We start from the raw sequence: 11,766 nt of genomic DNA on the forward strand, positions 1-11,766 counted from the left end.
CTTCGCCGAGCAGCTACGCTCACTACAACAGCCCGGTGTTGCAACGACCGATTGAACTCGCCGAGGTCGACGGAGCGGCTTCTGGTCAGGGAGCATGTAGCGGTGAGTTTTGATCTTGTGGTCCTGGCGGTCGAGCCTTCCGCGACGGCAGACGATGTGCGGCAGATGGCCGATCACTGCACCGGCATGGAACACCGAGACGGTGAGCTTGACCAGCGAATCGTCTCCTTCTACGAGGAACTGCGTGCGCGCTTCCCGGATCATCCGCCGTACGACCCGGAGTCGCCCTGGATGTCGGCACCTCTCGATGTCGGCATCGACCACGTGAGCATGAACATCAGCTACTCACCGCGGGGCAGCGAGGCGGTAGACGTCGTCCTGGACCTGGCGGAGCGGTACGGCCTGGTTATCTACGACCCTCAGGGTGACGAGGTCACCGGCTCGCGTGGGGACTACGAGGTCTCGGTGACCGGATGACTAACTGAGTGACGACCGGGACCGACGTCGGCGAACAACCGGGGACGCCGGAGGACGATCTCGCAGCTCACCTGTCGCGGGGGAGCAGGTCAGGCGGTTGTGTTGGTTGCCTGGGGGTAAGGGGTCGTCGGTTCGAATCCGGCCGTCCCGACGCAGGTCAAAGGTCATCTGGAATCTTCCAGATGGCCTTTCCCGATCTTGTACAGCAGCGATGTACAGCAACAGCTCATTGAGTCTTCGCCATCTTCGAACATGCAGGTCGGAGGCTCTGGCGTGGCGCTCGCTCGGGATACTCATGCTGATCTCGGGCGCGCGGCCCACGGCTGGCGACGGCGTCCGCGAGGGTCTCAGCCAGGTCTCCGCTGTATGTAGTGTGCGGAAGTGACAAGAAGCGAGCGACTCGCGGACCAGCTGGACCGGCACTGGCACAAGAACCTGCGGCCGCGGCTGCACGGTCTTGCCGATGAGGAGTACTTCTGGGAGCCAGTGCGTGGCTGCTGGAGCATCCGCCCACGTGGCACGTCGGCCGCACCGATGTCGGCAGGTTCGGGGGAATGGACGATGGACTCCGCGTCCCCTGACCCGGTGCCGGCGCCGGTGACCACGATTGCCTGGCGGCTGGCGCACATCATCGTCTCCTGCCTGGGCTATCGGGTCGGATGGCACTTCGGCGGCCAGGACGTCGACTCTCAGACATTCGCCTACGCGGGGACCGCTGACGAGGCGCTGAAACAGCTCGATGAGATGTATGGGAGATGGAACGCGGGGGTCCGCGAGCTCTCGGACGCTGACCTGGAGAATCCGCCCACGGTGGGCCCCGAGCGGTTTCCCATGGAGGGCATCGTCCTGCACGTCAACCGGGAACTGATCCATCACGGCGCCGAGATTTCCCTGCTGCGCGACCTCTACCGCTCGCAGGACGCAGCCGTACCGCACCGAATATGACTTTCGAGCTTCGGAAACACACCTGGTCCTCGACGACCTACCAGGCCCTCGTCCAACCCCGACCAAGTGCTCGACGGTCATCCAGAGGAAAAGGAAATCGGGTTGCGAGACGTCCCTTAGACGATCTCTTGGTGAGGGTAGGCTGCCCCAGCCGCTGGCTGGCAGGTTGCCGTGGTGTTGCGGTCCGCGGAGATTAGTTGACCAAGGCACAGGCCGCGCCCAACACCGTCGGGCAGAGGCCCGAGTTCATGCCTCGCCCATCTTGGTTCTTTTGTGTGCGACGGCCAGCCAGACGGCCACGCCCAGGCAGGTGGTGGCCAGCAGGGGCAGGAGCACCAGGGCTGGGTTGACCCATGCCGGGACGAGGTCGTAGCTGGCGTTGCACCTGTTGTGCAGGGGGAACCATCGCGAAGGCTCTTGCCAATGGGCGGAGCGGTAGGCGTTGTCGTAGGCGGTGCCGGCCATGTGGCAGGACTCTTCCGGGTCCATAGAGGAGCCCGCGAAGGCGCCGAGGATCCACGTGGCGGCGGCGGCGACGACGCAGAGTCCGGCTGTTGCGATGAACCAGCCGGGAGTTTTCCATCGGCCGGAGAACAAGGGCCTGACCCACAGCCACAACACGAGCATGATGGGTAAGGCGAGGCAGAGGGAGCTGGTGATGAGACCCATGCTTAAGTTGCCAGCCGCCGGCCAGTGAATTTCTCGTCGTTGCGAGGGGAGCAAGCTCCTCCAGTCGCCGGGCCACACGCTCTCATGTGCTTGATCATGGCACGTGCAGGCTTTTCGTCGTTGACCTTGTAGCGCACCTCGCGCCGAGATGTCGCGTCTTCCAAGCCGGCCTACAGGCCGTGCACCAGCAGCCCCGCACGCCGACGCCAGCGAGATCAAGTGTCCGAACCCATCGACTCCACCAGCACTCGGCGGAGCGTCACCCATCAAGTGAAGCCACCGTGTAACGCATCATCCGGAGTCGGACAGGTGTCGGGCTCCACTTGATGCGTGACGGATCGCGGTCACTTGATCCGTGACACGTCCGCCTAGACGATCTTGTGACTCTCCTGGAACTGCGGTTGCGTGGTTGTGGAGGTCGGGGAGCGGCAGGCTTGGCCGTTCATCACCTTTGCCGGTGTGAGCACGCCGTCGCGTGAAGCTCGGCTTTACCTCGACAGCTCGTGGCAGGTTCGGGCGACTTCCGGGCTGAGGCAAGCGCCGCCGGCTTCAGCGGATGTGTGCCGGTTGCTCGACCTGAACAACCTGACGGTGGTTCGAGCTCAGGTGAGCGACGCAGGTGACCTGGAGGTCTGCTTCTTGGATGGCTCAAGCGTGACCGTGTCTGGTGAAGCAACGGGCGACACCACTGGAGAGCCCTGGTGGTTCACTCCGTGGACGTCTCAGGAGTGATGCTGCGGCGAGGCAGCCGTGGAGGCTCGGGCTTGCGAGCCTTGAACCGACGCCCGCCTTGGTGGTGGCGCGGGGACCTCCGCGAGGAGCTGGTCGCCGTCGTGGACGCGGAAATGTTGTGTCGGCGGCCGGCGTCGAGGGCCGGTAGCGCACTCGGCGATGGTTGCGCGAGCGGCGGCAATGGCCCTGGCTGATCGCCATGTCGCCGCCGATCGGCTTGCTCGGGACCGTACTCCAGCCGCAGGTGGCAACTCATGGGCGGCGCGGCTGGCCGTGCCGGGCAGCGCCAACGCCAGCCTTTACGTAGCGGTGCGGTGCAACGCGATCGCGGTAGTGCGACCGCAACTCCCGCATGTGCGTGTTGGCGGACTGTGCAGCTCGAGGTTGGTTGGTCCGCTGCGCGAAGCGTTGCAAAGTTCTGCCGGCCTCGTCGGTGGCCCTCGACCCGGCGGGCGTGCATCGGCGCAACCTGTGGCCCGAACGCCCCGGGCCGCCGGCCCTGCAATTGCGCCGGGCCGACCTCGGTCTGCACCCTCGTCGGCGAGCTGCCAACGCGGTGGTTGCCCCGGCCCGCCCGCCTTTCTGACAGCGAAGGTGCGAAGTGCCCTCTGTGCCGAATCGTTGAGACCCTCGATCGAGTCCCAACCCTCCGGCCCAGAGGGCACTTTCACGTTCTCGCCCGCCTTCACGACGAGCCTTCATCAAGCGCGAGGTCAGACGACGCTGTAGCCGTTGAAATAGTGCACCCCGTCGCTGGTGGTGTCGTCGGGGTTTGCCCTTCGATTGGTGTTGAACCAGAGCTTGTCCCCGTTGGCGATGCCGAGCCCCTCGATCTCGAAGAGGTCGGAATATGCGCTGGAGGTGATTCGGAAGGACAGGTCGTTGTCCGCGTTTATCGTTCCCGAGGCGGTCGAGATGTTCCGATATACAAGCACGACGCTGACGTTCTCGTAGGTCAGGGGGTAATACACCGTGTTGTTGTGGTAGCCGATCCCCTGGGTTACGTACGAGGTGATATTGGAGACTGTGCTGCCGTTGACCAGGGCGTTCTCTATATTCACATAAAAGCCGTACGTTGCGTTAATCGTGCCGCTGGTTGCGGTCAACGGCAGTGAGCCACGGTAGAAGGTCCGGCCGCTCTTGAAGAGGAAGTAGATGTTGCTCGCGTCCTTGCCGGTGATCTTCACTCCGGACATCGCCTTGTTCGCGCCACCGTAGGCGATCGTGTAGCTGCCCACCTTGTAGTAGGTGGTCCCTACATACTTCAGCTTCACGAGACTTGCGCTACCGGCTTCCATCGTGACGACGAACATGTAGTAGTTTCCGTCGTTCGAGTGCAGCGCAACGTCGTTGGCGTGGCCAAGATGTGTCGTGTAGGTGGACCCGTTGTCGCCATTGTTCATGAGCGTCGTGGTCCCGTCGCTCATGTTGGTGCGGTAGATGACAGCCTTGGTGTTGTCGCTGTTGACTTTCACGGAGTAGGTGTAGGTGGACCCTACGCCGAATCCCTGCGCGGAGTAGCAACCATTCGCGTTGCCGAGCGTCGCGACGGTGCTGTAAGTGTTGTAGTACGCGGCACTGGCGGCGGTGGGTGCCGCCAGTGCCCCGCCGGATAGCGCGAGTACGAATAAGGCGGTACGCGCCACACCTCTTGTGAACATGGCCCTCGGCACAAACACCCCCATGATAATTATTTGGTGTGCAGACGGAGTTGACATTGAACTGCAGGAGTATCTAACTGTAGCTATTCATCTGCTGTCAAGGGGCTCGTGTCTATACCCGTAATCCGGGTCGGTGTCGGGGGAGCGAGGGGGGACGGGTGCGGGTACAGCACCCCACCTTGTCGCCCACGCGTGGTACGCATCGCCGGGGAGGCGCCATCAGGCGGGTGGTCTGGTCGATCCAGATCCAGGTGGACCATCGCGTCGACGTCTTGGTAGGTCATCGACAAGACCAGTGCCGTGGCTCCGGTCGACTCACGCAGCACGAGTTGCTCAGGCCGGACCATCACGAGCACGTCGCTGGTGCGGAGTAGACCTGCAGCGAACCGGGGTTGGCGACGTACCCGCCCTCGGATTTCGACCCGCACCCCACCAGGCTCAACGTCCTGCCGGCGCCGGGCCGGTCAGGAACGTGCCTCGACGCATGTCATGTCCATTCTCACCAGTTGCTTCGCCGCCGAGCGACGACGGATGACGCGAGAGCGGCACTGCTGCGCACCGTCGCCGGCGCGATGCTCGACCTTGAGGCGGTGACGTGGACCGTTCGTGCTCCCACTGCGGCCGCTGGCACGGCCGGCCAACGCTGCCGGGCACCCCCACTGGAGATGCCGGCGTCGCACAGCGGAGCGGTGGTGACCGTGCCGCCCTGCCCGACGGCGGACGGGTCGGGGTCGACGTCGAGAGGAGGGTCAGAAGGTGCCGAGGCGCAGGGGGTGACAGCCGGTGAATCTTCGGGTCGGCTCCGCCGCCGGCTTGAACCGCGCTTCCGCGATCGTCCAGGCGACCACCTCCCGCACCGGCCGTTCACCGGTCATTTGCCGCCCAGATTTCGACGCCCTCCGCCGCCGGCCCGGTCGGATCGTCACGAGGCAGCGGCGGCAGCAGGGCCCTCGCGTCAACCACCTCAACCGTGGCCAGCACACCTTGGGAGCTGCCGAGATCAGCGCGTTCGTGTGGTCAGTCGACCGTCAAGTGGTGGGATCGACACCGGGCGCCGGCGCCGGGGCGGCCACGCCGGACCCGCCGGTCAGGGCTGGTACTGGCTGCGGGTGCGGGGCAACCACTGGGGATGGTGGTCCCGCAGGTAGCGGACCAGTCCCTCGCGCAGGTCGCAGCGTAGGTTCCAGGCGCTGGCGCCGTCCGCGGCCGAGGCCTGCACCTCGATGACCACGGTCTGCGGGGTGGCGTCGACCATCTGGAGCACCCACTGGTCTTGATCCCACAGCGGTGACGACTCGACCAGTCGGCGTGCCTCCCGGCGCAGGTCGTCCAGGTCAGCGGTGTGGTCGACATGGATCTGGATCTTGCCGATTACCCGGAACTCGTTCCGGGTCCAGTTCTGGAACGGCCGCTCAGTGAAGTACGTGGTCGGCAGGATGAGTACCCGGTTGTCCCAGAGCCGGATCACCACGTTGGTCAGCTTCACCTCCTCGACCCGGCCCCATTCGCCATCCACGACCAGCACGTCGCCGACGTGCATCCCGTCGGCGAAGGCGATCTGGATGCCGGCGAACGCGTTGCCGAGCGCGGTTCGGGCGGAGAGGCCGATCACCGCGCCGATCACGCCGGCCGAGGTCAGAATGGAGATGCCGGCGAGGCGTACCGGCCGGAAGGTGATCAGGATCAGGCCGATCGCGACGACCGTAACCACGGCGACGGTGAGCCGCCGCACGGGCCGGATCTGGGTCCGGGCCCGCCGGACCCGCCGGTTTTTGACCAGATCGCTCGGCAGCTTGCTGAACGAGACCGTTTCGGCGACGTGCAATGTCCTGATCACCAGCCATGAGCTGAGGGCGATCAGGGCCAGCAGGACGGTGTGCCGCAGATAACGCTGCCACTCGGCCGGTCCGGGCGGCAGCGCGTAGTACAGCGCCCCGACCGGCAGTACCGCGGCCGCTGGGCGGCGGCAGGCGTTCCGCAGCGGCTCCAGCAGCCACTTGTAGCGGCCACGGGCAGCCCGGCGGATCAGCACGCCGGAGACCAGGTCCACGACCAAGGCCCCCGCCAGCGCGGCCAACACGATCAACGTGGTACGCATCAGAGGCCGTTCACCGTGATTCCGATGCCGCCTCTCCTGAACTCGGGACCGCACTCCCCGCGTTCAGGATGTCATCGGATCCGGGTGGCAAGCGGCGGATATCGGGAATGCCAGACGGCCGTGACGGACGTCCGGCGACACCCCACTGCTTGAACCGGTTGAAGCAGCGCTCCACCACGTTGCGCTGCTTGTAGATCACCTTGCCCAAGGCCGGTGGCCGGCCGCTGGTGGGGGCCGCTGCGACGATGTTGCCCAACGGCGCACCGACGACCGGTGGGAGTCGCGATCTGCCTGACCGACCTGCCGCTGCACACCGAGCGTGCGCCGCTGGTCGCGCAGGCCTCCGCCCGTCGCCGAGTCGCGATGGTGTCCCTGCCCGCGCTGGGACTGAGCCAGCTGCGAGCGGCCCGCGTGGTCGTTCCGGATCTGGTGAGCCGACTACTCACCGACGCTTCCGACGAGCGGGTGGCGCCGGCCGGCTGGGCACCGGCCGAGATGCCAAGCCGGGTTGCCGCCATCCATCGGGTGGTCGGCGAGGCCGACGCCGGGGAACTGCGCTACGTCGACTCGCGGCTGACCGGCCGGGTGCGGCTGTTGACCGGAATGGTCAAGGCCAACCGCCCGGGGCGCGCCCTGCTGGGCCTGTCCAAGCTGCTGGTCGGCGCGTTCGGCACGGCCGCGTTCGCGCTCACCACGAACACCATCTGGCAGATGGGCGATGCGCTCGGCGGACTCCGGCTTGCGGTGATCATGGTCCTGGGGCTGACCGCGTTGGTGGCCTGGCTGATCGTCGCGCACGGCCTATGGGAGAAACCAGACCGGGAGACACCGGCTGAGCTGGCCCGGCTGTTCAACCTGGGTACGATTCTCACCCTCAGTCTGGCCACGGCGGTGTCCTGCCTGGTGCTGTTCGCCGGAACGGTGTTCGCCGCGGCACTACTGATCGACACATCCGTACTGGAACAGACCCTGCAACGGCCGGTCGATCTCACCGACTACCTGACGCTCGACTGGATCACCAGTTCGCTGGCCGCGCCTTCGGGCTTTCGGCCACGGCGCGACGACCCGGCAGCGCGCGACCGCCAGCGGGCGTGACGAAGCTCGGCACCCTCGGAGCTACAGCGGGTGCCAGGCTTCCCGCGACCATGGCGACCGGTGTGCGACCGCTTGGCGACGCACGAGTTGTGAAGCTACCCGGGACCGCGAGGCACCTGGCGGTCGCCGCGGTGTTGGTGCCGGCGCTGGTGCAGATGAGCTCGGGTGGCGGGACGGTCGGTCACCGCCGGCCGGATTTTGCAGACAGGCGACCGCCGCTGACGGATGCTCCGTTCACTGGCAACCGGCAGCGGCGGTGCTCAGGCGGGTCGGGCGCCGTGGTGATCGAGTTTGGCGCGCAGTGTGCCGGCGAAGCCTTCGGCCGTGGCGAGTTCGTCGCGGAGTGCGGTGACGCGCGTGGTGGCGGCGGCGTGGAACATGCCGAGCCGGTCCAGTAGCGCGGCCCGGTCGGCGCCGGTGGCGGTGTCGAGGGCGTCGAGGACGGTGAGCAGGTCGCGCATCTCGTCGAGGGTGAAGCCGAGGGGTTTCATCCGCTTGACCACGGCGAGGCGGTCGAGGTCCGGTTCGGTGTAGAGGCGGAAGCCGCCCTCGCTGCGGGCGGAGGGCACGATCAGGCCGGCTTCCTCGTAGTGGCGGATGGTGCGGATGCTCAGCCCGACCCGATCGGCGGCCTCGCCGATCTGCATGAGGCGGCCGGTGGCCGGGCCGGAGGCTTGCTGCTCCGGACCGGTGCCGCGGCTGGTGGCGGCCATCAGTGGCCGACGCCGAGCTGGCCGGCGAGGGTGTCGTGGATACGCGCGCTGGGCGTGTTCAGCTCGACGATCTCGACGGTCTTGCCGCGGGTGGCGTACTTGTGGGTGATGGCGTCGAGGGCGGCGACGGAGGAGGCGTCCCAGACGTGGGCGTGGGTCATGTCGATGACCACGTTGTCGGGGTCGTCTACGTAGTCGAACTGGCCGACGAGGTCGTTGCTGGAGGCGAAGAACAACTCGCCGCGCACGGAGTAGATCTGGGTGGTGCCGTCGGGGTCCAGGACGCTGGTGACCTCGACGAGGTGGGCGACCCGGCGGGCGAAGATGACCATGGCGGTGAGCACGCCGACGACGACGCCGACGGCGAGGTTGTGGGTGGCCAGGGTGGTCACGACGGTGGCGAGCATGACGATGGTCTCGCCGTACGGCATGCGCTTCAGCGTCTTGGGCGCGACCGAGTGCCAGTCGAAGGTCGACACCGCCACGATGATCATCACGGCGACCAGGGCGGCCATCGGGATCACCGCGACCACGTCGCCGAGCGCGACGACGAGGATCAGCAGGAACGCGCCGGCGAGGAAGGTCGACAGGCGGGTGCGGGCGCCGGACGCCTTCACGTTGATCATCGTCTGGCCGATCATGGCGCAGCCGCCCATGCCGCCGAAGAACCCGGTGACGATGTTGGCCACGCCCTGGCCCCAGGACTCGCGGGTCTTGTTGGAGTGCGTGTCGGTGATGTCATCGACCAGCTTCGCGGTCATCAGCGACTCCATCAGCCCGACCAGTGCGATGCCCAGGGCGTAGGGGGCGATCAGGGTGAGGGTGTCCATGGTCCAGGGGATCTGCGGCAGGCCGAGGGTGGGCAGGCTGTCCGGTAGGGCGCCTTCGTCGCCGACGGTCGGCACCGTCACGCTGGCGAAGACGGTGACCAGGGTCAGGACCACGATCGCGACCAGCGGCGCCGGGACCGCCCGGGTGAGCCGGGGCAGCCCGACCATGATCGCCAGCGCGACGGCGACGAGCGGATAGACCAGCCACGGCACGCCGAGCAGGTGCGGAACCTGGGCGGCGAAGATGAGGATGGCCAGGGCGTTGACGAAGCCGACCATGACGCTGCGGGGGATGAACCGCATCAGCTTCGCCACCCCGAGCACCGCGAGCAGGACTTGGATCGCACCGCCGAGGATCACCGCCGCGATCAAGTAGTCCAGCCCATGCTCTTTCGCCAGTGGCCCGACGACGAGGGCGATGGCGCCGGTCGCCGCGGAGATCATCGCCGGCCGGCCGCCGCAGATGGCGATGGTGACGGCCATGGTGAACGAGGCGAACAGCCCCACCCGCGGGTCGACCCCGGCGAGGATCGAGAAGGAGATCGCCTCGGGGATCAGCGCGAGGGCGACGACCAGGCCGGCCAGGACCTCGGTGCGGAACACCTTCGGCGACAACCAAGACGGACGGGACAGACGCGGCAGGACGACCGCGGACAGCACAGAAGACATACAGCCATTTCCACTCGGGGGTGCACCCGACCGGTGCACCCAACTGCTGCCCGGAACCGGACACGGACAGCTGCTCAGGCATGAGCCACCCGGACGAGGCGACAACGACGTGGTCGCGAGGGGCAGCTGCCTGACCACCGCTGACCCTACCCTTCCGTAAGGGGAGAGTCGGTGGGCCATGATGATCATCACCCGCTGCGTCCGATGCGTGGCCGTGCGCCGTGGACGGCGTGAGGCATCCGTGGGTACCGCGAGGGCGACCCGCGGCCGAGGCGGTTATTGGCGCCCCGGTGACGAGGCGGACGAAGCCGTCCCACTCGGGCCGCCGCAGGTCGGGCACCGTCGCGACGTCGACGAGCCGCCCGGCGCGCAGGATGGCCACCCGGTCGCAGACGGCCTCCACCTCAGCGAGTTGGTGCGAGCAGAGGAAGACCGTCTGCCCGTTGTCGCACGCCTCGGCGACAGCCCTGCGCAACTGCAGCTCCGTCAGTGGTCCAACCCACTGGTCGGTTCGTCGAGCACCAGCAGTCGAGCGCGGGTGGCGAAGGCGGCGACGAGTGCCACCTTCTGCTGGTTGCCGGCCGAGTACGTGCGGGCCGCCCGGGACAGGTCGAGGTCTCGTTCACCGTGTCGGGCGGTAGCCGCGGAAGTCGTACTGATAGAAGCCGCTGGCGTCGGGACCCGGGCGGCCGGTGGTGGGATCGGTCCGCAGTACGTACACCACCGAGCGTGGTTGCGCATCGGTCCTTGTCGCAGGCGAGGCGGTCGTCGGTTCCTCCAGCGGTTCCACGTACACCGGTGGCAGCTCAGGATGCATTCGACGGATTCCGTCGAGCGGGCCGCCGTGGAACTCGGCGACGTTCGGTCGGTTCATGGGTGGCCTCCAGTCTCTGCGACCACGTCCGCCAGTCGCATTCGTTGGTCAGCCGGCGTCCGCAGAATTCGGCCACTGCGTTTCGGGGTAGCCGGAGGTGGCGACGACGGGGCCTTCGTCGTCGAGCTCAATGGCACGTTGATCAGGCGGAGGCCCGCGTCCCTCGACGCCCCCGGGGCTGCGCCCATGGCAGGTGCCCTTTGTCTCGCAGGCAGGCGGCTCGCGACTACTGCACGGTCTCTACCAAGATTGCGGCATTGGCGTGAGCTGTGCAGTCGTTTCCCGGGCTACCCGCCCTCGGTGGCCCTGGCACGCTCCCTGTGCGGCTGCCGGTGCACGGGACGGAGAGTGCTGGGTCATCGCTCTGCTCACCGTGCGCGGGCCGCCGTCGCGGCGGTTGATCAAGGCGCGACCGACCATGCTGCTGCGCGATGGGCAGCTGCGGCACCCCACCATGCGGCGGGTCCGGGTCGCGGAGAGCCAGGTGAGGCTCGCAGTTCCTCGGTGCGAGCGCCGGTCAGCAGTGAGACGACGATGTAGGCGTGCAACGAGCTGCCTTCGGCGGCGAGCAGGAGCGCCTTGGTGTGGTCGAGCGTTAGCGACTTGGACGTACGCCCGCCGCGACCGGCAGGTACGACGCAGAGGGCTACGACGTTGCGCTTGGCCTTGTCCCGCGCCATGGCCCGATTGACCGCGCGGTTGAGCAAGGAGTGCAGGAGCGGCCCGCCCGAGATGATCAGTCGGGTACGCGCCATCGAGGCCGCCGACCCGTCCTGCATGAGGTGGGCACGCACATGCGCAGCGACGACGCAACCGCCGTCTACGCAGCCTGAGCAGGCCGTACGCGAGCAGGGCCGCCGGCTGCTGGCGATGTCGTATCTCAGGACCTGCGTTACCGATCAGTATCGGGACGTGGGTGACACGTCCGGCTAGTGCTCTGCCCACAAACGTTGGCCGGGTTGGTCGGGGTTGGGAAATGTCGTAGGGCTGGTGTTGGCTTCGG

Annotated in this window: 10 protein-coding genes and 2 pseudogenes; 3 read left to right on the top strand and 9 right to left on the bottom strand. The window is 67.1% G+C overall.

Annotated elements, in window-relative coordinates:
* The first annotated feature begins 102 nt into the window (after positions 1–102).
* Together ACFOW4_RS25395 and ACFOW4_RS25400 are read left to right on the top strand one after the other, a co-directional pair.
* Positions 103–477, top strand: a complete 375-nt coding sequence (locus ACFOW4_RS25395) for a hypothetical protein (protein WP_377532147.1) — start codon at positions 103–105, stop codon at positions 475–477.
* Positions 478–858: 381 nt separating this feature from the next.
* Entirely contained in the window at positions 859–1,422 is a 564-nt protein-coding gene (locus ACFOW4_RS25400) for a DinB family protein (protein WP_377532150.1), read from the top strand.
* Positions 1,423–1,668: 246 nt separating this feature from the next.
* Here the strand turns inward: ACFOW4_RS25400 and ACFOW4_RS25405 are convergent, their stop codons facing one another.
* The 5 genes and pseudogenes from ACFOW4_RS25405 to ACFOW4_RS25425 form a co-directional block, all read right to left on the bottom strand.
* Entirely contained in the window at positions 1,669–2,091 is a 423-nt protein-coding gene (locus tag ACFOW4_RS25405) for a hypothetical protein (protein WP_377532153.1), read from the bottom strand.
* A 1,445-nt stretch (positions 2,092–3,536) separates the two neighbouring features.
* Complete coding sequence (locus ACFOW4_RS25410; RefSeq protein ID WP_377532155.1) at positions 3,537–4,508, bottom strand: hypothetical protein; 972 nt, start codon at positions 4,506–4,508, stop codon at positions 3,537–3,539.
* Between the two features lie 725 nt (positions 4,509–5,233).
* A complete protein-coding gene (locus ACFOW4_RS25415) occupies positions 5,234–5,359 on the bottom strand; it encodes a hypothetical protein (RefSeq protein ID WP_377532157.1) in 126 nt (41 codons plus the stop codon).
* A gap of 212 nt (positions 5,360–5,571) precedes the next feature.
* The gene (locus ACFOW4_RS25420) at positions 5,572–6,582 is read right to left on the bottom strand and encodes a mechanosensitive ion channel family protein (protein ID WP_377532160.1); all 1,011 of its coding nucleotides are present in this window, start codon (positions 6,580–6,582) and stop codon (positions 5,572–5,574) included.
* A gap of 142 nt (positions 6,583–6,724) precedes the next feature.
* A pseudogene (locus ACFOW4_RS25425) lies at positions 6,725–6,823 on the bottom strand (IS5/IS1182 family transposase); the annotation flags it as partial.
* 32 nt (positions 6,824–6,855) lie between these two features.
* Here ACFOW4_RS25425 and ACFOW4_RS25430 point away from each other — a divergent pair.
* Complete coding sequence (locus tag ACFOW4_RS25430; RefSeq protein ID WP_377532163.1) at positions 6,856–7,677, top strand: hypothetical protein; 822 nt, start codon at positions 6,856–6,858, stop codon at positions 7,675–7,677.
* 260 nt (positions 7,678–7,937) lie between these two features.
* Here ACFOW4_RS25430 and ACFOW4_RS25435 read toward each other — a convergent pair whose 3' ends face one another.
* The 4 genes and pseudogenes from ACFOW4_RS25435 to ACFOW4_RS25450 all read right to left on the bottom strand — a co-directional run.
* A complete protein-coding gene (locus ACFOW4_RS25435; protein ID WP_377532165.1) occupies positions 7,938–8,390 on the bottom strand; it encodes a MerR family transcriptional regulator in 453 nt (150 codons plus the stop codon).
* Positions 8,390–9,889, bottom strand: coding sequence for a SulP family inorganic anion transporter (locus tag ACFOW4_RS25440; protein WP_377532168.1), 1,500 nt, complete (start codon positions 9,887–9,889; stop codon positions 8,390–8,392). Before ACFOW4_RS25440 ends, ACFOW4_RS25435 begins: the two co-directional genes overlap by 1 nt.
* 486 nt (positions 9,890–10,375) lie before the next feature.
* Positions 10,376–10,630 carry an ATP-binding cassette domain-containing protein gene (locus tag ACFOW4_RS25445; protein WP_377532170.1) on the bottom strand — a complete coding sequence of 85 codons (255 nt, stop codon included), beginning with the start codon at positions 10,628–10,630 and terminating at the stop codon, positions 10,376–10,378.
* A 621-nt stretch (positions 10,631–11,251) separates the two neighbouring features.
* Positions 11,252–11,482 (bottom strand): annotated as a pseudogene (locus ACFOW4_RS25450) (site-specific integrase); the annotation flags it as partial.
* Positions 11,483–11,766 lie beyond the last annotated feature (284 nt).

The organism is Micromonospora sp. GCM10011542 (assembly GCF_042650685.1).
Lineage (GTDB): Bacteria > Actinomycetota > Actinomycetes > Mycobacteriales > Micromonosporaceae > Micromonospora.